The organism is Nitratireductor kimnyeongensis (genome assembly GCF_019891395.1).
GTDB lineage: Bacteria > Pseudomonadota > Alphaproteobacteria > Rhizobiales > Rhizobiaceae > Nitratireductor > Nitratireductor kimnyeongensis.
This window is the reverse complement of sequence record NZ_CP078143.1, coordinates 1,106,379-1,126,845: the sequence shown is the minus strand read 5'-3', so window position 1 is coordinate 1,126,845 and position 20,467 is coordinate 1,106,379. Positions and strand designations below refer to the sequence as shown.

The following is a 20,467-nucleotide window of genomic DNA, read 5'->3' as shown; positions in this document are numbered from 1 at the left end:
TTCTTTGCTCCTCCAGTGTCCCGGTTGTCACATGATGATGGTCTGGCCGACCGTGTTCTCCATAAGGCCGGCCTCGGCGAACTGAACGCCAACACCCGATTGCTTGATGCCGCCGAATGGGGCGTTGGGCTGGATCATGCCGTGCTTGTTGATCCAGGCAGTCCCGCATTCAAGCTTCAGCACCAGAGCCTTTGCGCGCTCGGTGTCCTGCGACCAGACCGAACCGCCAAGCCCGTTCGGATTGTCATTGGCGCGAGCGATGACGACCTCGACATCACTATAGCGGATGATGGGAAGAACGGGGCCGAACTGCTCTTCATCGACAAGGCGCATGCCGTGCTCGGCATCGGCAACGATGGTCGCGGGATAGAAGTATCCAACGCCGCCGGATGGTGCGCCGCCGGTAAGGATGCGGGCGCCCTGTGCCTTCGCTTCCTCGACCAGTTCCGTGACGCGCTCGAACTGCATCGCGTTCTGGACGGGGCCGAGAGCGACACCCTCCTGCCGCCCGTCGCCCATGGGGATGGCCTCGGCGAGGGCTGCAAGCGCATCGCACACCGCATCATAAATGCTCTCATGCACATAGAGCCGCTTGATGCAGGCGCAGGTCTGGCCGTTGTTCAAAAACGCGCCCCAGAAGAGCCCTTCGGCGATGGCTTGCGCGTCGACATCTGGCAACACGATCGCGGCGTCATTGCCGCCCAGCTCAAGCGTGAGGCGCTTCACGGTTTCGGCGGCCGAAGCCATGATCTTGCGGCCGGTTCCGGTGGAGCCGGTGAACACCATCTTGTCGATGCCGGGATGGGCGGACATGGCCGCGCCGATTTCATCTGCGCCACAGACGATGTTGACCACGCCGGCAGGCAGCACCTGATTGATGAGTTCGACGAAACGGATCGTGGCAAGCGGCGTGTTGGGCGAGGGCTTGATGACCACGCAATTGCCGGTGCGCACGGCAGGAATGATGTGCCAGGCGGCTATCAGCACCGGGAAATTCCACGGCGTGATGGATCCGACAACGCCGATGGGTTTGCGATGGACCTCCACGCGCCCCTCATTGTTGTCCTGAAGGACGGAGACGGGCAGATCGAGGCCGGCGGTGTGGCGGGTCCATGCGGCGGCGGCGCCGATTTCCCATTGCGAGCCAAAGCCGCCGATGGGTTTGCCCTGTTCGGCGGTGAGCAAGGGAGCAAGCTCGGGAATGCTCTGCTCGACGAGGTCGGCAATCTTCAGGCAGGCTGCCTTGCGCTCTTCGTCGCTGGTTGCGGCCCAGCCAGGAAAGGCAGCGCGAGCGGCTTTGACGGCATCGTCCAAGTCGGAGCGTGTGCCGAGCGGCATGTGGCCGACAGGTGCGCCGGTGGCCGGATCGAGCACTGGCTGTGTCTCGGTGGCTGGTGCAGCCCGCCCATTGATGATGTTGTGAAACCGTGCCGTATCGGCCATTGTCTTCCTCCTCCCGATAGCGCCGCTTTCCGGGCGGCATCAATCGGTCATAGTGGAGGCGCGTCAGGCCAGCGGTCTTGGACTATTGCGTCGGGTCTTTGGCCGATGACGTCGCTGCATGCAGGCGGTATTCGCCGGGTGGAACCCCCAACCGGTCCCGGAACTGGCGATTGAAATAGGACAGGTCATTGAAGCCGGCATCGAACGCAATGCTGGAGATCCGCTCCGATGTGCCTGCGTGTTTCTGGCCCATGAGGCGGTCGCAGACATGATCGAGCCGTGTGCCGATGAGGCAGTCCGAAAGCGAGGAACCCGTGGCCTGAAACCGGCGCTGCAGGGCACGAAGGCTAACACCCATCGCCAGTGCGACGCTTGCAGGGGTGCACTCGGGATCGCGGAAGCGCTCGCGAATATAGGCGCGCGCCTTGGCCACAAGAAGGTCATCGCTGGTGCGAGCGGAGGCAAGGGTACCCGCTTCCAGCCCGCAGAGATAGGCGCCCATCAGATTGAAGAAGGCCTCGCTGATGAAATGCTGCTGGGCTACGGCATCTTCCGTGTTCACCATGCGGTCGATGGTGGCGCGAAGGGCCATGCCGATTTCGGTCGAGCCAGGAATCGGACAGCCGCCAAGCGCTGCAGTACCAAAGCGGTGGGCAAATTCGGAGCGGTTCAGATGGACGGAATACTGGAGGCTGCCGCTATCGCCATAGAGGAAGCGGGAGGGATAGGCAGAATCGATCATGATGAAATCGCCGGGCGCGAGACGCACATCGGCATCGCCCTGCCGCATGACCGAGTGCCCCGATTTTTGCAGAACCAGAAACAGGTGCTCGGCTGAATCCTGACGGATGCAGCGCCAGTCCCGGTTGATGCGTGCAGCGCTGTTGCGCACAACCGCGACGGACAGCGCCTGGCGTCGTTTCAGGCTGATCACGCCGCGCATATCACGCGCGCCATCCGGCGGCGAAACCAGAAACTGCCCGCAAACATTGCGTACACCAGCCTGAAACACATCCAGTGATGCCAGGCGGTTTGTCTCGTCAGACGGCATCAGCTCTCTCCCACCCTGATCTGCCTTGGACGCGGAAAAGGGTGGGGAACCGTAATCAGCTTTCAATGGCTCGGCAAGCCGGCAGCATGTTTCCGGCCTCAGGGACTGGAGGAGCTGGTTTCTCCGCGGGTCATCATCTGTCGCACGAACACGGGCAGAGCAATGACCGCGCCCGCCAATGTGGCATAGAGATCGGGTGCGACAAAGAGGATCGCAGAGAAGGCCAGAAGAAGCCGCTCATAAAGGCGAAGCGGGGCGAATAGCCAGCTCGTGAATGCTGCCGAGAGCATCCAGATGCCGAGCATCGCTCCGATCGTCGCCACGAAGAATTCACTCCAGGTGAAGCTGTCGGTGACGAGCAACATGGAGGGGGAGAAGACGAAGACGAACGGCACCAGCGCCTTGCCCATGCCCAGCCGGAACGCGGTGTTGCCTGCTTTGAAGGCATTCGCGCCGGCAATGCCCGCCGCTGCGTAGGCCGCAAGCGCAACGGGCGGCGTGATATCTGCCAGAACCCCGAAATAGAACACGAAGAAGTGCGCTACGATCGGCTCGACACCGAGCAGGCTGAGAATTGGAGCCGCGACCGCGATCATGATGAGGTAATTGGCTGTTGTGGGAATGCCGCAGCCCATCAACACGCAGACGATGGCTGTCATGATGAGCGTGAAGAGCAGAGTCAGCGTGGGCACGCTGAAGAGCTCGAATGGCAGGAAGGCGAGGCTGTCTGCCACGCTTTGCGCCCAGCCGGCGGCAACCGAAGTAACCATATAGGCGATCTTGAAGCCGACGCCCGTGAGCGTGACGACGCCGATGATAACGCCGACAAGGGCTGCGGCAGCGGTGACGGAGAGCGAATATTTCGCGCCAACGACGAAGCCTTCCCAAGTCTCGCGGACGCTTTCGGTGACGGCCGTTTTCACATCGTGGCGCAGGAAATTCTGGATGACGAGCACGAGCAGACACGCCGTGATGCCCCAGAAGGCCGCAAGATAAGGGGTTTTGCCGGAAAGAAGAATGGCGACCAGCACGAAGAGCGGCAGCGTGGTGAGCCAGCCCGCCTTGAAGACGGTCCACGCGACCGGAAGCTCATCCTTGGTGAGACCGCGAAGCCCACGGCGGCGCGCCTCAAGATGCACCTGCACGAGAACGCCGAAGAAGTGCATGAAGGCTGGCACGAGCGCGGCGGTCAGGATGGTGGTGAGCGGCACACCCAGATATTCGATCATCAGGAAGGCGACAGCGCCCATGACCGGCGGGGTGATCTGGCCGCCGGTGGAGCTTGCCGCTTCCACGGCTGCAGCAAAGTGGCGTGGATAGCCGATGCGGATCATTGCCGGGATGGTGAGCGAGCCGGTTGTCACCGTATTGGCGATGGATGAACCGGAGATCGAGCCGAGCATCGCGGAGGAGAGCACGGACACTTTGGCGGGCCCGCCTGAATAGCGCCCGGCCAGAGCCGAAGCGAGATCGATGAAGAGCTGCCCGAGGCCGATCCGGGTGGCCAGTACGCCAAACAGCACGAAGTGAAACACATAAGTCGAGATGACGCCGAGCGCAGTGCCGTAGATGCCCTGGCTGGTCAGATAAAGATGGTTGACGATGTTGTCCCAGCTGGCACCCGGATGGGCGAGAATGCCGGGCATCGACTGGCCGAAATAGGCATAGGCAATGAAGAGCAGCGCGATGACGGGCAGAGGCCAGCCCATGGCGCGGCGTGTCGCCTCCAACAACACGGCGATAAGAACGGTGCCCATGAAGACGTCGATGGGCAACGGATCGCCGACGCGGAAAGCCAGTTCGTTGAAAATCCAGGGGACGTAGAGCGCCGATACGGCACCTGCAATGGCGAACACCCAATCGAGCAACGGCAAGCCTAGCGGCGCGAGAAACCCGCGGCGCGGTTCGCGTGGCTGGTGCCATACGGCAAAGAAGATGAAGATGAGAGCGAGGGTGAATGCCAGGTGCACGCCGCGATGCGTTGTCGCCTGCGGAATGCCGTAGCCCGATGTGTAGTAATGATAGCAGGAGAGGATGAACAGCGCGGCAGCAGCGAGCCAACCGAGCAGCGTGGGCAGGGGTCTGAAGCGAACCTCCGAATCGAACTGCTCCTCAAGCGCCTTCATTTCCTCTTCGGTCAGCGCTTCGGCTCGATCTGTTTCAGGTTTCTGGGCCATCCTGCAAAGCCTCTCTGGGGATCATTGTAACAGCATTTCGACTGCGGATAGAGATAGACCCGGCCTGCGGTCAAACAGGTCGGGTCCATCGTTTGTCATCAAGTTTTCCGAGCGTTATTCGCTCAGTACGCCTGCTTCACGGTAAAACTTCTCCGCACCCGGATGGAGCGGGATGCCAACACCGTCGAGCGCGGTTTCCTTCGTGATCTGACGGCCCTTGAGGTGCCCGGCATCAAGAAGCTTGCGGGTGTTGTCGTTCCACAGCGCCTTGGTGATCTCGTAGATCAACTCATCGGGTTGATCCGCGCTGGTGATCCACTGGGCACCAACCGAAAGCGTGGTCACATCGCCATCGACGCCTTCATAGGTTCCGCCGGGCACGGTGTTGGCTGCAAAGAAGCCATGCTCGCCGGTGACCTCGGCTGCTTCATCGCCGGCGATGGAGACAAGCGTGATGTCGTGCTGGCTGGCGAGTTCGGCAATGGCGCCGGCCGGAAAGCCGCCAACAAAGAAAAAGGCATCCATCGCGCCGTCGCGCATACGTTCTGCTGCCTGATCGGGCTTGAGGTAATGCGCTTCCACATCCTCTTCGGAAAGACCGTAGGCGTTGAGGATGATGCGGGCGTCAACGAGGGTGCCGGAGCCCGGCTCGTCGAGCGAGACGCGCTTGCCTTTCAGATCATCCACGCTGTCGATGCCGCTTTCGGCGCTCGCGACAAGGTGAATGGTCTCGGGGTAGAGATTGGCAATCGCGCGCAGCTTCTCGACCGGCTCACGGTCTTCCCAGATGCCGGTGCCGCTATGCGCCCAGGTGGCCACATCCGACTGCGAGAAGCCGGATTCAAGCGAACCACCAGCAATTGCGTTCACATTCGCCACCGAGCCATTGGCCGAAAGTGCCGTGGCGATCAGGCCGGGCACGCCGCAAGAGCCGCCTTCCTCGCAGGGGCGCGAGCCGGGCGGGTTGGAGATCGCGTTGGCGATGAGACCGCCAATCGGATAGTAGGTTCCGGCGGTGCCGCCAGTGCCAATGCGGAAAAACTGGGGCTGCTGCGCAAGGGCCATGCCGCTTGCGGCAATACCGCACAAAACCGCTCCAATAATCGCAAAACGCCGTCTGTTCACGGGATCCTCCCAGACAATAAGAATGAAACTCTCTATGAGCTAGCATTCATTCTGCCAGCCATCAATCTTTGATGATAGCCAATTAATGTGATCTATGACGTTTCCAACGAGACTTTGCTCCGGCCTGGTCTTGAAGTGGAAAGAGGAACTCGCCGCTGAGCGAGTGTTTGTCGAAGAGCTATTGGAGGCAGTTTGGCCAAGTGTATTCACACCATGATCCGCGTCTTGGACGAGGAGAAATCCGTGGCGTTTTACAAGGCGGGGTTCGGGCTCGAAGTGGCTGACCGGTTCGATTTTGATGGCTTCACCCTCGTTTACCTGCGCAATGCGGAAGCCGACTTCGAGGTGGAACTAACCATCAACAAGGAGCGGACCGAACCCTATGAATTGGGGGACGGCTATGGCCATCTCGCGGTCGCCGTGGATGACCTCGATGCAGAGCACGCCCGTTTCAGGGAGGCGGGGCTGAAGCCGCGCGACATCGTGGCATTCGAGCGCGAGGGCTCTCTTCTGGCCCGGTTTTTCTTTGTGCAAGATCCTGACGGTTACAAGATCGAAGTCTTGCAGAAGCACGGCCGCTATCGCTGAGAGTAAAAGGGCCTGCCTCGTTGGCTGGCCCTCCCGGGCTGTGGTTGCAGAGGCTGTGGTTGCAGACAGCAAAAAGGCCCGGGAAACCCGAGCCTGAAAGCTGTTCATGTCGCAAGGAAAACTGGAGCGGGCGATGAGATTCGAACTCACGACCCCAACCTTGGCAAGGTTGTGCTCTACCCCTGAGCTACGCCCGCTCGGCTTGTCGCTTCCGACGGCGCGCTTATAGTCTGATCTCGCAGCCGATTGCAACAGGAAATCGACAGTCATATTGCGCTTTTTTGAATTCCTGATCCAGGAACAGCCAACGGCCTGCCGCAGGCACGCTCTTACGCGGTGTCGGGGCTTGCGTTTTGTGTCGACGGGCGGCTAGTTCCGTGCAGAACTCCACCTGACCGAGCGAGCCAGACCGTGCCGAAATCTCCCGAAGCGCTGCTTGAATATCTGAAAGAACTCGGCATGGAGACCGAGACGCATCGTCACCCGGCTCTTTTCACCGTGGCCGATTCGCAGGGATTGCGGGGTGAAATACCCGGTGGGCATACGAAAAACCTGTTCCTGAAGGACAAGAAGGACAATTTCTTTCTCGTCACGGTGGGTGAGAATGCGGTGGTCGATCTGAAATCTCTTGCAGGAAAGATCGGTGCGGCAAGTCGGGTTTCCTTCGGTAAACCTGACAAGCTTTTGGAGTATCTGGGCGTCGTGCCCGGTGCGGTCAGCGTTTTCGGTGTAATCAATGATATCGAGAACAAGGTGACGGTGGTGCTCGACGCGGATTTGATGGACAATACCGTCATAAATGCGCATCCGCTGACCAATGAGGCGACCACGTCGATCGCCCGCGATGATCTGATGCGCTTTCTCGAGGCGGTGGGGCATCGCCCGCTCGTCTTGAAAGTGTCGGAGTGATCGCCACATTTGGGGCAGTGATACGAATTCTGTCGGCATATCGGCGCAAGCCATGAGCCGCGCTGAATGGGAAGCAGGGAAGGGGCCTTTATGACCAACGGCGACAATCCATACGGAAAGTCCGGAAATTACGGCGCTGGTGGTGCGCAATATACAACGAATGTGGATTTTGGGGGCGCAGCGCCTTCCGATGCGTCTGCAGCGCCCGCGAGCGCGGGGTTTTCACTGTCCGATGCGCCACCGTCGCCGGCAGGCGACCTGATCAGGGAGACGACCACCGCCAATTTCACCGCTGACGTTATCCAGGAATCGCGCAATCAGCCGGTGCTGGTCGATTTCTGGGCGCCCTGGTGTGGACCCTGCAAGCAATTGACGCCGATTATCGAAAATGCGGTGCGGGCGGCCGGAGGCAAGGTGAAGCTCGTCAAGATGAACATCGACGAGCATCCCGCCATTGCCGGACAGCTTGGGGTGCAGTCAATCCCGGCGGTGTTTGCGTTCAAGGATGGCCAGCCGGTGGATGGCTTTATGGGCGCGCTGCCTGAAAGCCAGGTCAAGGCATTCATCGACAAGCTGGTTGCCGGTGCCGGTGGCGATGAAATCGCTGGTGCGCTTGAGGCGGCGAGAGAAGCGCTCGCCAATGGCGACCAGCAGATGGCGGCGCAGATCTACTCGGCGGTTCTCCAGCGGGATGCGGAGAATGTCGATGCCATCGGCGGACTGGCCGATCTTCTCTTCGAGGCCGGCCAGAAAGAACAGGCTGCACAGGTGCTCGCCCAGGTTCCCGAAAAGCACAAGGATGCCGCCCCCATCGCTGCCGTGCAGGCCAAGATTGCACTTGCCGAACAGGTGGCTGACCTTGGGGACAGCGCCGCGCTTGAGCAGCGCCTTGCCTCGGACCCGAACGATCATCAGGCGCGGTTCGATCTGGCGCTTTTGCAGAATGCCAAGGGAGATCGCACGGCGGCGGCCGAAAGCCTGCTGACCATCATTCGCACGGATCGCGAATGGCAGGATGACGGCGCGCGGGCGCAACTTCTCAAATTCTTTGAAGCATGGGGAGCCACGGACCCGGCTACTCTGGCGGCAAGGCGGAAACTCTCGTCGTTGCTGTTCTCATAAGTCTTTCGATTATTTGCTTATTGGGGGGACTGCTCCAGATATCGGGGAAAGATCGGGAGACATCATGTGAAGGCAGGCAATAGTTCCTACCGCAGCGGGCGGGATATCGACAGTGTGATCCCTGTGTTTCCACTGTCGGCGGCCCTACTCTTGCCGGGTGGGCGATTACCGCTGAATATTTTTGAACCGCGCTATCTCGCCATGACCGACCACGCGCTCTCCGGATCGCGCCTGATCGGAATGGTTCAGCCGCGTCTCGACGGGGCGAAAAAGGTGGATGGCGAACCTGAACTCTGTGATGTGGGATGCGTCGGGCGCCTCGGCTCGGTTTCGGAAACCGGTGATGGAAGATATCTCATAACATTGATCGGGATCTGCCGTTTCAGGGTGTTGGAGGAATTGAAGGTCAAGACGCCGTTCCGCCAGTGCCGCATACTGCCGTTCGAGGCCGATCTGCATGATGGACCGGATGAACCAGAGGTGGACCGCAGCGCGCTTTTGAAGGCATTGCGTGCCTATCTCGATGCCAACAATCTGGAAGCGGACTGGGACAGTGTGCATCAGGCGGAAGATGCCAGTCTTGTGAATGCGCTGTCGATGATGGTGCCCTATGGACCGGCTGAAAAGCAGGCGCTGCTGGAAGCACCCGATCTGAAAACCCGGGCGGACACACTGATCGCAATTACGGAAATTGTTTTGGCGCAGGGCGGTGGAGAAGCCGGGCACCGGCTCCAATAGACCGGTGGGCTGAAAAAAAAAAGAACGCTGGAGCATCCGATGCAGGTTGAAGATGAAGACGGAAAGGGGACGGCACTGGATCCCAAGCTGCTGGAACTTCTTGTCTGCCCGTTGACCAAGGGCTCTCTGCGCTGGGACGCTGAGAAGAGCGAACTGATCTCGAAAAGCGCAAAGCTTGCCTATCCGGTGCGCGACGGGATCCCGATCATGCTGCCCTCGGAGGCGCGGCCCCTCGATTGAGGCCGCGCCTTGCCACTTTTATTCGCGGAAGCTCTCTCGCGGGGTTGCCGCCTGCCGGCCGCGCGCGGCGCGCAGTGTGGGCAGGGCGAGCATCAAGAGCACGAAGGCGCCGGTGGCTAGCTTAAGATCGGGCGGTGGCATGCCGGCCGCCAGACAGAGCGAGACGAGCTGGTAGTAGACCATTGCACCGGCAAACGGAGCGAGAAGCTGCCGCCATACGGTTGCCTTGCCGACGATGGCCTCGCCGATCATCAGGGCCGCAAGGCCGTTTATGAGGATGCCGAGGCCCATATTCACGTCGGCAAAGCCCTGCGACTGCACCATCAGCGCACCGCTGAAGGCCGAGAACGCGCCGGCAAGCCCAATGCCGCCGATGGTTGCCGCCCAGACATTGATCCCCTGCGCTTCCGCCATCACCGGATTGGCGCCGACGGCGCGCACCGCGGTGCCCTTCTCGGTCGTGAAGAAGAAGTTGAGCGCCAGGAAGATGACAAGCGTGATGACGCCCACGGCGATGATCTTGGCGAGCGGGAAACCCGGCTGCACGAACGGCACCCAGTCGAATATGGTTTCCGTGCCGAATACCGAAAGGTTGGAGCGGCCCATGATGCGCAGGTTCACGCTGTAAAGCATGGTCATCACGAGAATGCCGGCCAGAAGCGTGTGGATGCGGAAGCGCAGATGGATAAAAGCCGTGCAGCAGCCGGCGATGAAACCGGTGAGCAATGCCAGTCCGATGGCCGTCAGTGGACCGAGGCCGGCTGCGAGTGCGACGCCGCACACGCACCCGCCGAGCGGGAACGCGCCCTCGCTGGTGAGATCGGGAAAGCTCAGCATGCGGAAGGGGATCATGATGCCGGCCACGACAAAGCCGAGGATAAGGCTTTGCGCGAGGGTGACCGGTATGAGGGCAACGAAGCTTGTGAGCGTGGTTTGCAGGAAGTCGATCATGGGTCAGCTCGCGAGCAACATGCTGTCGGTCTTGGTGGCGAAATGGCCGATCAAGTCGGACACGGTCACATCGGTCTTTTCTTCTCCGCCGATTTCCAGATGCACGCGACCGGCATTGAGCATGATGACGCGGTGACCGAAATCCACGGCGTGCTGCATGTTGTGGGTGACCATGAGCGTGGTCAGTTTCAGCGCTTCGACGGCGCGAACGGTTGCCTGCATCACGATGTCGGCGGTTCGCGGGTCCAGCGCTGCCGTGTGCTCGTCGAGGAGAAGGAGATCGGGCGAGCCGCCCACCGCCATGATGAGCGAGAGCGACTGGCGCTGACCACCGGACAAAAGATCGACGCGTGTGTTGAGACGGTCCTCGAGCCCGAGGCCCAAAATGGCCAGGCGCTCGCGGTAGTCGGCCAGGCGCTTTGCATTGAGGCCATGACGAAGCGTGCGCCTGGAGTTGCGCAATTCGGCAAGCAGCATGTTTTCGGCCACCGTCATGCTGGCGGCGGTGCCGAGCATAGGGTCCTGAAACACGCGTGCAATTCGCTTGGCGCGCTTGTGAACCGGCAGGCCCGTCATGTCGTCGCCATTGATGAGGATCTGTCCGGAATCGAGTGCGAGCGAACCTGAAACGGCATTGAGCATGCTGCTTTTCCCGGCTCCGTTTGAGCCGATCACCACGCCGAATTCTCCGGTGTTGAGGGTGAGATCAAGCCCATCGAGGGCGATCTTTTCATCGGGTTGTCCCCGATAGAACACTTTGCGTGCGGTACGGATTTCCAGCACCGGCACCTCCCATGAAATGAACACGGCGCCTGTTGGAAGGCGCCGCGTCTCTTGTCTGACCGGATTACTCGACGATGCAGTCGCAGTCGGCAAACTCTTCGGGGATCTCAATGCCAAAGGCAGCCATAGCCTTTTTCGAGATGCGCGGAGCGTGATCCTCATAGGCCGGGTTCATCGGCGGGATAGTCTTGGGGTCGGTCCCGTTGAGAATCTGCAGGGCGATCTTGCCGGCGTTGAGGCCGACCTGCTGGTAGTTCACTGCAAAGCTTGCCGGAACAACGCCATCCGACACGGCGCCATCATCGGAATTGATGATCGGAATGCCGGCCTGCCGCGCAGCGGCAGAAACGGCTGCAATGGCCGGCTGAAGGAGGTTTGAGGCGGGCGTGTAGATCACGTCGGCCTTCCCCGCCAGAGAGGCAATGCGCTGCTGGATGTCGTTCACATTGTCGACGCCGACCGCAACGACCTCGAAGCCGGCATTCGGCGCGGCAGCCTGAACCTTTTCAAGCAGGGCGACATCGTTGGCCTCGCCCGGATTGTAGGGCTGGCCGATACGCTTTGCATCGGGAACAAGCTTCTTGGCGAATTCCATGACGGCTGCAACATCCTGGAGGTCGGTCGCGCCGGTCATACCTTCATCGCCCGCTTCCCAGGAAGGAACGAGCTTGGCAGCGACCGGATCGGTGACGGCAGAGAAGACAATCGGGATTCCGGAACCAGAAAGGGCCTTCTTTGCGATCTGCGAGACGGGTGTTGTGACCGTGTACATCAGAACCGGGCCCTCGGCCTGCAGTTTGGCAACCATCTGCGGGACAAGCGAGGCGTCGAAATTCGTATGGCTTTCGGAATAGACAACGTCCTTGCCTTCCTCATAGCCACCGGCGGCGAGGGCGTCCTTGAAACCCTGAATGGCGGTGTTGAGCTGCGGGTGCTCGCCGAAATTGGCGATACCGATGCGGATCGGTTCCGCGCTGGCGGAGCTGAGACCAAGCGCCATGGCTCCGGCAGCCACAATGCCGCGCAGCGATAAGCGTGATTTTACAGTCATGTCATTCCTCCCAGGGCCAAGGGCCTCAAGACGAGCGCGGCCATGCGGCAGTGCCCTTCCACGCAGTGATACAGGGATTGCCCGATCATCGTGACAATCCTTTCCAGATGGCGCTCCCCATGCGAGATGCGGGTCCTCCCCATCCGTTGAAACGCCATCATATCGCCGGGCCAATGACTGTCAAACGCTATATATAATCGTTGAACAGACCTTGAATTATATATACTTTTGTTCGCGAGGAGGAGCTCTGTGTGGATCACATCGGGGTGGATGCCGCAGAACCGTTGACCAAGACGGAAGCGGCCTATCATCAGCTTCGGCACGATATTCTGGCGACTCGTTTGATGCCGGGAGCGCCCTTGCGGATCGCTGCCTTGCGCAAGGCCTATGGTTTTGGCTGGACGCCGCTGCGTGAAGCGCTTTCGCGTCTGGAAGCCGAGCGACTCGTGACGGCTGAGAGCAATCGGGGCTTTTCGGTTGCGCCGGTTTCGCGTGCGGAATTGGAGGACCTTTCCAAGGCCCGCCTGGCGATCGAGACCACGCTTCTCGACGAATCCATTCGCAAGGGCGATGCCGATTGGGAAGCGGCGGTGGTGACTGCGCATTACCGCCTCGCACGCTGCCAGATCCCCGCCAAAGGCCTCTCTGATGCTGCCCTGCATGACTGGGTGGAGAAGCATCAGGCATTTCACGAGGCGCTGCTTTCGGCAGCAGACGCGACCTGGCTCAAACATTTCTATGCGCAGATCTGGGGGCAGTTGTGCCGGCATCACATTTTCCTCACTGTGACGCCGACCCTGCGCGCTGCAGCAGGGGCTGAAGAAGGGTATGAAACGGCCATCGACGCGCTCGATACGGCTATGTCCCTTGACCAGCACACGCAACTCATGGAGCTTGCCCTGGATCGCAACCTGGATGGGGCGCTTACACTGATGAGAGAGCATGTGGGGCTGACGGTTGATGTTTTCACCCTTGCCGATCTGGAGGGGCCGATCTGGAGGGCATGAGCGCAGGTCTCTCTGGAAAACAGGCATGAATCGATTCTCGAGACGCGCCGTTTTCACAGGTGTGGCTCTTTGCCTTTCGGGCAGCGAGGCGTGGTCGCATGCATCCGAACGTGGCTATGTGCTGCTTCTGCCGACCGACTATTATCTGTTTGGGGGAATGCTGGCGGTCGCTCTGAGCTTTCTGGTTCTGGTCTTTCTTCCGGTTCGCATTGTCGAATGGCTTATGGCCCGGCGCATCTCGCTTTTCCCCATGCCTCTGGATGGCCGGGTTTTGACCAGTACCCTGTCGTTTTTCGCTCTTGCTGGCATTGTCTATGCGGGTTTTCAAGGAAGCCGTGATCCGCTTTCCAACCCCTTGCCTCTGGTAATCTGGACATTGCTCTGGGTGGGCGTGACGGTGGCGCAGGGTGTGTTCGGCAATGTCTGGGCGTGGATCAACCCATGGTACGGGCCGTGGCGATTTCTTGTTGGTGCCGGTGTTCCTGAAAACGGATTTCGGCGGCTTCCCGCCGTGTTAGACCGGTGGCCGGCCTTCCTGATCTTCTTCGGGTTTGCCTGGTTCGAACTGGTTTATCTGGCCCCGGCTGATCCCGAACGGCTGGCGGTCGCGGTGTCGTTTTACTGGGTTTTCACCTGCGCAGGCATGGTCGTGTTCGGGCATGAACCATGGAGCCGTCGCGTGGAATTCCTGACGCTGTTTTTCGGCATGGTCTCGCGCCTGTCATTCTTTGCGCTGGGCGAGGAGGGCGGGCGGCGAAAGTTGCTTCTCGGTCTACCAGGCTACAAGCTCGACGGTGCAATCGCTCTGTCGACTTCAGGCGTCGCCTTTCTGCTGCTTGCTCTGAGCTCGGTCTCGTTCGATGGCCTCAAGCACACTTTCTTCTGGCTCGATCTAATCGGCATCAATCCACTGGAGTTTCCCGGTCGGTCGGCGGTGGTGGGGGCAAGCTCGCTCGGGCTTGTGGTCATGTTCGGACTTCTTTTTTCCGGTTTTATGGGAGCGGTGTGGCTTGGCTGTCGGTTGGCGGGGGAGGACGGCTGGCTGAAACTGGCGGGGCATCTTGCGTGGTCGATCATCCCAATCGCGCTTGCCTATCACTTCTCGCACTATCTGGTGGGCTTCACCATCAACAGTCAATATGCGCTGGCCGCCCTTTCCGACCCGCTGATGCGCGGCTGGAACCTGTTTGGAACGGCAGGCATGCACGTGCAGGCGGGCGCGACGCTGGGGGCGCAATCGGCGTGGATCATATGGAATGCACAGGCAATCGCGATCATTGGTGGGCATGTGCTGGCGGTGGTTCTGTCGCATCTGATCGCGTATCGCCATTTCGGCTCGGCTCAACGCGCCACGATGAGCCAGATCCCGCTTGCGGCTCTCATGGTCGGATACACGGTTTTTGGTCTCTGGTTGCTGTCCGCGCCAACCGCCGGCTGAAGAAATGCGGAAAGCCTGGAATAAAATTCCTTGAAGCGTATCTTCACGTGCAGGCAATTCTGCCGATCGCTGTTTTTCGATAACTCTTTGTTTCTTCGATGCTTTGTCCCCCGTTGGCAATTCCGCTGAAGCCTGAAATGCACTAGAACACGGGCATAGTTCCCATGCGGCATGTCCTGTTGCCAAGGGAATGGTTTGGTGATTTAGTTTGTACACAAGTGATTTTTCCGACGCTGGAAAATGCTTCCAACCGTTGGAAATGCTCGGTCAAACGATCACAACAATGGGGAACCGGCATGAGTGAAAATCGCAAGTCTCTTATCAAGTTAAACAGTGGCCTGACGCGCAGGTCCGCGCTCAAGGGATTGGGAGCCGCCGCGGGTCTGGTGGCCGCACCGGGTTTCGTGCGCTACGGACAGGCGCAGTCTTCCGAACCCATCAAGATCGGTTTCCAGTGCCACCGCACGGGCATCGGTGCGGCCTATGGCCGTTGGTATGAGCGGGTGACGACCGCGGCCGCCAAGCGCATCAACGATGCCGGCGGTATCAATGGGCGTCCGCTTGAGATCGTCATCGAGGATGATGGCACGGACCCGAAGCGCGGTGCGGAAGTGGTGGAGAAATTCGCCAACCAGCATAAGGTCAATCTGGTCTATGGCACGCTGTTTTCCCACGTGGTCGTCGGCTCCGCGCCGGCAGCGGGCGAGCTGAAGATCCCCTATTACGTGGTGAGCGAGGGCTACCACGTGGCCTCGGGCAAGATGAACCGCTACTGCGTGCAGCCGGGCATCACCGATGTGAAGGCGCAGGCGCGTTCGATGGCGCCCTGGATTGCAGGCAATCTCGGCAAGAAGGTCACGCTGGTTTATCCCGATTATGCGTTCGGCCACGACCACCGCGATTTCTTCACTCCGGCCATCGAGGAACAGGGCGGGCAGGTGGTCGCCAAGGTGCCGATCCCGCCGACAGAGACGTCGTTCACGCGCTATTTCCCGCAGATCCCGCGTGACACGGATGTGATCTACCATGTGATGGTGGGGCCGGCCGTACTGACTTTCGTCAAGGAAATGGGCGAGTTCTTCGGCTCCGGCGGGCCGCAGCTCTTCGGTTTCATCGATTCGCTCGAGGCGGTCGATATGGGAAGCCCGGGACTGGAATTCCTCGAGGGCAGCCATTTCTGGGAAGGCATGCCGCGCTATGCGCAGCCCGATCAGCCCGACTATGTGACGGCCTATCGCGAAGCGGCAGGCATCGACGACAACGGCGCCAGCGTCAACGACGCCAAGGACGTTTCCACCGCAGCCCACATGTTCGGGTGTTGGGAGACGCTCAACATCGTGAAGGCCTCGATGGAAGCCTGCGATTACAAGGGGCCGGATGATCGTGCGGCGATGATCGAGGCGACCGAAGCGATGACCGAGATGGAGGCCGGGCCGGACCATCCGCAGGGCAAGAAGCTGTTCAACGGCAAGATCCACCAGGTCTTTGGCGAACAGAGCATAAGCCAGGTGAAGGACGGCAAGCTGGAAGTGGTGCACCGCACCTCCATCGAGGATGGAGCCTACGAGCCAGAGGCCGATTACACGGCAATGTCGTTCTAAAACATCGAGGCGGGCGGCGTTTGCCCCTCACCCTTACCCTCTCCCCGCAGGCGGGGAGAGGGGGATGTCAGCGTTGCGGCTTTCCCATGGGATGGCACGGCGGCTCTCCTTCCGCTCCTTTCATGAAAGTGCATTTTTGAATGGCCTTCGGTCCGTATTTTCTCCTCGCTACGCTTGAAGGGCTGGTGACGGCGGCTGTCCTGTCGCTGATTGCTCTCGGCCTTTCGCTCGTCTTCGGTGTCATGCGCGTGGTGAATGTCGCCCATGGCGAATTCTACATGCTGGGCGCGGTGCTTGCCTGGTGGGTTGCCTCGATGTTCGGCGGGCACCCGGCAATCGGTTTCATGGTGGCGCTGGTGCTGAGCCCGCTTGTTGTCGCCGCCATCGCATTCGTTGCCGAGCGGCTTGTCTTGAGCCGGTTGAAATATGAGCCGGAGGCGACCATCGTTGCCACGATTGGCCTCCTCTACATCATCCAGCAGCTGGCACTCAGCTTCTACGGGCCCGAGGCGCGTCCGGTGGAGGCGCCGTTCCACTATCGCATGCAACTGCCCTGGTTCGGCTATTCTGCCTACAAGCTGGCCGTGATCGGGTTTTCCATCATCATGATGCTGGCGACATGGTTTGTGCTGACGCGCACGAAGATCGGCCTTGTCATGCGCGCCACCCAGTTCGACCGGGAGACGGCGCAGGCTTTTGGCATTCCGGTCGGGCGCGTCTATGCCGGCGTGTTCGCGCTGGGGGCAGGGCTGGCGGCGGTTGCCGCCGTGCTGATCGTTCCGATCCAGCAGGCGCATTATTTGATGGGACACGATCCGCTGCTTCTGTCCTTCATTGTCGTGATCATCGGCGGTCTGGGATCGTTGCGCGGCACGGTGCTGGCGGCGGTGCTGATCGGCCTGTCGGATGGCATCATCTCGATGTTCTTCTCGCCGACACTCGCCAAGATGCTGGCGACGCTGGCTGTCGCCATGATCCTGGTGTTCCGCCCGCAGGGCCTGTTCGGAGCGGCGGCGCGATGACCAGACTGACCCCTTCGACAAAATCCATTGTTCTGCATATCTGCGTGGTTCTGTTTCTCCTCGCGCTGAACTTTCTGTTGCCGGAATATCATCGCGGCGTGTTCGCGCGGGTTCTGGTGCTGGCCGTCTTCGCCATGGGCTACAATCTGGCCTTCGGCTATACAGGCCTGCTCAGCCTTGGTCATGCGATGTTCTTTGCCGCCGGGCTCTATGGGGCAGGGCTGACCATCTATCATCTGGAATGGAGCGTGTGGCCGGCCTTCGGCGCCGGGCTTGCCGCCGGCGTGGTGGTGGCGCTTGTGGTCGGTTTTCTGGCGCTGCGCACCACGGGCGTCGCGTTCATGATCGTGACGCTGATGTTCGCGCAGGTCTTCTACCTGATGACCCTCTATTTCACGACCTATACGCGCGGCGAGGAGGGGCTCGTTCTGCCGCAGGACACGCGGGTGCTGGGCTTTCCCGGCGGGGTGCTCGATCTCTCGGATCCGTCGACGCGCTACCTTGTGGCGCTATCGCTGTTCGCGATCGTTCTGGCTGCGATCCTGTTTCTGGTGCGCGCACCCTATGGCCGCTCGCTGATCGCCATCCGCGAAAACGAGGAGCGCATGCGCATGCTGGGCTATGACGTTTTCGCCAACAAGCTGATGGCGGTGGTGCTTTCAGGGCTTTTCTGCGCCGCATCGGGTGCGGCCTATGCGGTGCTTTTCGGCTATGTCGGTTCGGGATTTGCGGCGATCCAGTATTCGATCCTGCCGCTGCTGTGGGTGCTGGTCGGTGGGGCGGCGACAACGCTCGGGCCGCTCATCGGCACCCTGTTCATGTTCTATGTCATCGACACCGCGTCGAGCTACACCACGGCGCATCTCATGGTGGTCGGACTGGTGTTGATCGGCGTCATCCTGTTTTTCCCCAAAGGCATCATCGGTACGGTGCGTGAAAGGTGGTTGCCATGGCTGCCGTGAAGCCGCTTCTTGAGACCCATGGGCTTGGCCGCTCCTTCGGCGGGCTGCGTGCGGTGGATGGCGTGGATTTTTCGCTGCCGGAAGGCGAGACGCACGCGATTATCGGGCCGAACGGGGCCGGCAAGACGACCTTTGTGAGTCTGATTTGCGGGAGTGTTGCGCCGACCGATGGTCGCGTCGTCTTCGACGGGCAGGACATTTCGCTCATGCCCGCTCACAAGCGGGTGCGGGCGGGCATCGCCTACACGTTTCAGATCACCAGCGTGTTTGCCAATCTGTCAGCGTTCGACAATGTGGCGCTGGCGGTGCAGCGGCATTTGATCGACGATCATGAGAGGGGGCTCTCCTCACGCGCGCTGACCGAGCACGGCATGGACGCGCTTCAGAAGGTCGGGCTTGGGGACTATGCCGACAAGGTGGCCGGCAATCTTTCCTATGGCCATCAGCGGCTTCTCGAAGTGGCGATGGGGCTTGCGCTCAGGCCACGTCTTCTCATCCTCGATGAACCGACGCAGGGCCTTTCCGACAGCGAGATCGAGAATTTCATCGCACTGGTGCGCCAGATCGGCGAGGAGGCGACGGTGCTTCTGATCGAACACAATATGGATGTGGTCATGGCGCTTGCCGAACGCATCACGGTGATGGAACAGGGGCGTATTCTTGCGCAGGGCGCGCCTGCCGAGATCCGCGCGAACCAGGCCGTCCAGCAGGCCTATCTCGGAGGTTGAGATGACGGCTGCCCTGACAATGGAGAATGTCGACAGTGCCTATGGCCATGTGCAGGTGCTGCGCGGCTTCGATCTGGAATTGCGGCAAGGCGAGGTGCTCTGCCTGCTTGGACGCAATGGCGCGGGCAAGACGACCGCGCTGAAAACGATCATGGGACTGGTGCCGGCCACCGCCGGGCGTATTCTGCTTCGCGATGTGGAACTGACAAGCCTTGCACCCCACGAGGTGCCGAAGGCGGGTGTCGCCTATGTGCCGCAGGGGCGGCGGCTCTTTTCCGAGCTGACCGTGGGTGAAAACATCGAGATCGGTCTGATGACGCGGGGCAAGGGGGCCGCGACGCGCGACAGCGTGCTCGATCTTTTTCCTGTGTTGCGCGAGCGCCTGAAGCAGCGCTCCGGCACGCTCTCCGGCGGTGAGCAGCAGATGCTGGCCATGGCGCGGGCGCTGTGTCTGGAGCCGCAGGTGCTGCTTCTGGATGAGCCGACGGAAGGGCTGATGCCCTCTATGATCGCGCGCATCCGCGAGACGGTGGCGGGGCTGCGCGAGCGCGGGGTCTCCACCATTCTCGTGGAACAGCGGGTGGATGCCGTGTTGCCGGTCGCGGATAGGGTTGCGTTTATCGAAAACGGCCGCAATCGTGAGACGGTGGATGTCGAGCGGTTGCGGGAGGACCCCGAGATGGTGCACCGCTATGTGGGTGTGGGGTGACGCGGGAACCGAAACGGAAGCGCCAAGCACCCTCGCCCTTCGCCTTTCGACAGGCTCAAGAAGCTCAGGATGAGGGTTACTTCAGCGCAGCTGCAGTGTCGGTGCAGCCGCGGTGGCGCTGGTGGCAGGGTGTTGCACTTCAACAGCCCTCATCCTGAGCCTGTCGAAGGGCGAGGGCGCCGGGCTCTTGCCCCCCATCACTCACGCGAGCGTCACGCCGGCCTCTTTCATCTTTGCGGTCATCGCGGAAAGTGATCCGCCGAGGTCGATGGCGCGGCAGCCTTCCATGATGACGGTTGCCTCAAAACCCTGCCGGCGCGCATCGATGGCCGAATAGGCCACGCAAAAATCCGTGGCGAGGCCGGCAAGCGTCACTTTTGTGATACCGCGTTCGCGCAGATAGCCTGAGAGGCCAGTCGGCGTTTCGTGATCGTTTTCGAAGAAGGCGGAATAGCTGTCGATCGCGCTGCGAAAACCCTTGCGGATGACAAGCTCCGCCTTGTCCCATGCCAGCCCTTCGTGGAACGCTGCACCCTTTGTGCCCTGGACGCAGTGATCGGGCCAGAGCGTCTGCGTGCCATAGGGCATCTCGACCGTCTCGAGCGGGGCCTTGCCCGGATGCGACGAGGCGAAGCTGGAATGGCCTTTCGGGTGCCAGTCCTGTGTCAGCACCACATGATCAAAGCGCTCGATCAGCCCGTTGATGACCGGAACCACCGCGTCGCCATCTTCAACGGCAAGCGCTCCCCCGGGGCAGAAATCATTCTGCACATCGATCACGATCAGCGCCTCGTCGGCCATGCCCTGTCTCCCTCTTTGATG

The 20,467-nt window shown here is 60.7% G+C and carries 20 protein-coding genes and 1 tRNA gene; 12 read left to right on the top strand and 9 right to left on the bottom strand.

Features of this window, described 5'->3' with window-relative positions; all coding sequences use genetic code 11:
• Positions 1–27: 27 nt before the first annotated feature.
• The 4 genes from KW403_RS05290 to KW403_RS05275 form a co-directional block, all read right to left on the bottom strand.
• Positions 28–1,443 carry an aldehyde dehydrogenase family protein gene (locus tag KW403_RS05290; RefSeq protein ID WP_246637902.1) on the bottom strand — a complete coding sequence of 472 codons (1,416 nt, stop codon included), beginning with the start codon at positions 1,441–1,443 and terminating at the stop codon, positions 28–30.
• An 82-nt stretch (positions 1,444–1,525) separates the two neighbouring features.
• Complete coding sequence (locus tag KW403_RS05285; protein WP_223021696.1) at positions 1,526–2,494, bottom strand: helix-turn-helix domain-containing protein; 969 nt, start codon at positions 2,492–2,494, stop codon at positions 1,526–1,528.
• A 98-nt stretch (positions 2,495–2,592) separates the two neighbouring features.
• The gene (locus tag KW403_RS05280) at positions 2,593–4,671 is read right to left on the bottom strand and encodes a TRAP transporter permease (protein ID WP_223021695.1); all 2,079 of its coding nucleotides are present in this window, start codon (positions 4,669–4,671) and stop codon (positions 2,593–2,595) included.
• Between the two features lie 114 nt (positions 4,672–4,785).
• Positions 4,786–5,796 (bottom strand): TAXI family TRAP transporter solute-binding subunit, encoded by a 1,011-nt coding sequence (locus KW403_RS05275; RefSeq protein ID WP_223021694.1) that lies wholly within the window; start codon positions 5,794–5,796, stop codon positions 4,786–4,788.
• A gap of 192 nt (positions 5,797–5,988) precedes the next feature.
• Here KW403_RS05275 and KW403_RS05270 point away from each other — a divergent pair, with 192 nt between their 5' ends.
• Complete coding sequence (locus tag KW403_RS05270) at positions 5,989–6,384, top strand: VOC family protein (protein WP_223021693.1); 396 nt, start codon at positions 5,989–5,991, stop codon at positions 6,382–6,384.
• 122 nt (positions 6,385–6,506) lie between these two features.
• On the opposite strand, the gene KW403_RS05265 is transcribed toward KW403_RS05270, so the two are convergent.
• Positions 6,507–6,581: transfer RNA gene (locus KW403_RS05265), tRNA-Gly, on the bottom strand.
• Positions 6,582–6,843: 262 nt separating this feature from the next.
• Between KW403_RS05265 and KW403_RS05260 the strand changes: the two genes are divergently transcribed.
• From KW403_RS05260 to KW403_RS05245, 4 genes are all read left to right on the top strand, one after another.
• On the top strand, positions 6,844–7,293 hold the full coding sequence (locus tag KW403_RS05260; RefSeq protein WP_223022449.1) for a prolyl-tRNA synthetase associated domain-containing protein: 450 nt from the start codon (positions 6,844–6,846) through the stop codon (positions 7,291–7,293).
• A 90-nt stretch (positions 7,294–7,383) separates the two neighbouring features.
• Complete coding sequence (trxA, locus tag KW403_RS05255) at positions 7,384–8,415, top strand: thioredoxin (protein ID WP_223021692.1); 1,032 nt, start codon at positions 7,384–7,386, stop codon at positions 8,413–8,415.
• Between the two features lie 66 nt (positions 8,416–8,481).
• The gene (locus KW403_RS05250) at positions 8,482–9,153 is read left to right on the top strand and encodes an LON peptidase substrate-binding domain-containing protein (protein WP_223021691.1); all 672 of its coding nucleotides are present in this window, start codon (positions 8,482–8,484) and stop codon (positions 9,151–9,153) included.
• Positions 9,154–9,192: 39 nt separating this feature from the next.
• Positions 9,193–9,393, top strand: a complete 201-nt coding sequence (locus KW403_RS05245) for a Trm112 family protein (protein WP_223021690.1) — start codon at positions 9,193–9,195, stop codon at positions 9,391–9,393.
• 18 nt (positions 9,394–9,411) lie between these two features.
• On the opposite strand, the gene KW403_RS05240 is transcribed toward KW403_RS05245, so the two are convergent.
• From KW403_RS05240 to KW403_RS05230, 3 genes are all read right to left on the bottom strand, one after another.
• Positions 9,412–10,341: an ABC transporter permease gene (locus tag KW403_RS05240; protein ID WP_223022448.1), complete on the bottom strand. Its 930-nt coding sequence runs from the start codon at positions 10,339–10,341 to the stop codon at positions 9,412–9,414.
• Between the two features lie 6 nt (positions 10,342–10,347).
• Positions 10,348–11,127, bottom strand: coding sequence for an ABC transporter ATP-binding protein (locus KW403_RS05235; protein WP_223021689.1), 780 nt, complete (start codon positions 11,125–11,127; stop codon positions 10,348–10,350).
• Positions 11,128–11,191: 64 nt separating this feature from the next.
• Positions 11,192–12,178, bottom strand: coding sequence for an ABC transporter substrate-binding protein (locus KW403_RS05230; protein ID WP_223021688.1), 987 nt, complete (start codon positions 12,176–12,178; stop codon positions 11,192–11,194).
• 251 nt (positions 12,179–12,429) lie between these two features.
• Here KW403_RS05230 and KW403_RS05225 point away from each other — a divergent pair, with 251 nt between their 5' ends.
• The 7 genes from KW403_RS05225 to KW403_RS05195 all read left to right on the top strand — a co-directional run bounded on the left by KW403_RS05225 (position 12,430) and on the right by KW403_RS05195 (position 19,645).
• Positions 12,430–13,185, top strand: a complete 756-nt coding sequence (locus KW403_RS05225) for a GntR family transcriptional regulator (protein WP_246637901.1) — start codon at positions 12,430–12,432, stop codon at positions 13,183–13,185.
• Positions 13,186–13,210: 25 nt separating this feature from the next.
• On the top strand, positions 13,211–14,623 hold the full coding sequence (locus tag KW403_RS05220; protein ID WP_223021687.1) for a hypothetical protein: 1,413 nt from the start codon (positions 13,211–13,213) through the stop codon (positions 14,621–14,623).
• Positions 14,624–14,919: 296 nt separating this feature from the next.
• Complete coding sequence (locus tag KW403_RS05215) at positions 14,920–16,224, top strand: ABC transporter substrate-binding protein (RefSeq protein WP_223021686.1); 1,305 nt, start codon at positions 14,920–14,922, stop codon at positions 16,222–16,224.
• Positions 16,225–16,364: 140 nt separating this feature from the next.
• Positions 16,365–17,246 (top strand): branched-chain amino acid ABC transporter permease, encoded by an 882-nt coding sequence (locus KW403_RS05210; protein ID WP_223021685.1) that lies wholly within the window; start codon positions 16,365–16,367, stop codon positions 17,244–17,246.
• The gene (locus KW403_RS05205) at positions 17,243–18,208 is read left to right on the top strand and encodes a branched-chain amino acid ABC transporter permease (RefSeq protein ID WP_223021684.1); all 966 of its coding nucleotides are present in this window, start codon (positions 17,243–17,245) and stop codon (positions 18,206–18,208) included. The genes KW403_RS05210 and KW403_RS05205 overlap by 4 nt, the downstream gene beginning before the upstream one ends.
• Positions 18,196–18,936 carry an ABC transporter ATP-binding protein gene (locus KW403_RS05200; RefSeq protein ID WP_223021683.1) on the top strand — a complete coding sequence of 247 codons (741 nt, stop codon included), beginning with the start codon at positions 18,196–18,198 and terminating at the stop codon, positions 18,934–18,936. Before KW403_RS05205 ends, KW403_RS05200 begins: the two co-directional genes overlap by 13 nt.
• 1 nt (position 18,937) lies before the next feature.
• Complete coding sequence (locus KW403_RS05195) at positions 18,938–19,645, top strand: ABC transporter ATP-binding protein (RefSeq protein ID WP_223021682.1); 708 nt, start codon at positions 18,938–18,940, stop codon at positions 19,643–19,645.
• A gap of 201 nt (positions 19,646–19,846) precedes the next feature.
• On the opposite strand, the gene pncA is transcribed toward KW403_RS05195, so the two are convergent.
• Positions 19,847–20,446 (bottom strand): bifunctional nicotinamidase/pyrazinamidase, encoded by a 600-nt coding sequence (gene pncA, locus KW403_RS05190; RefSeq protein ID WP_223021681.1) that lies wholly within the window; start codon positions 20,444–20,446, stop codon positions 19,847–19,849.
• Positions 20,447–20,467: the final 21 nt, after the last annotated feature.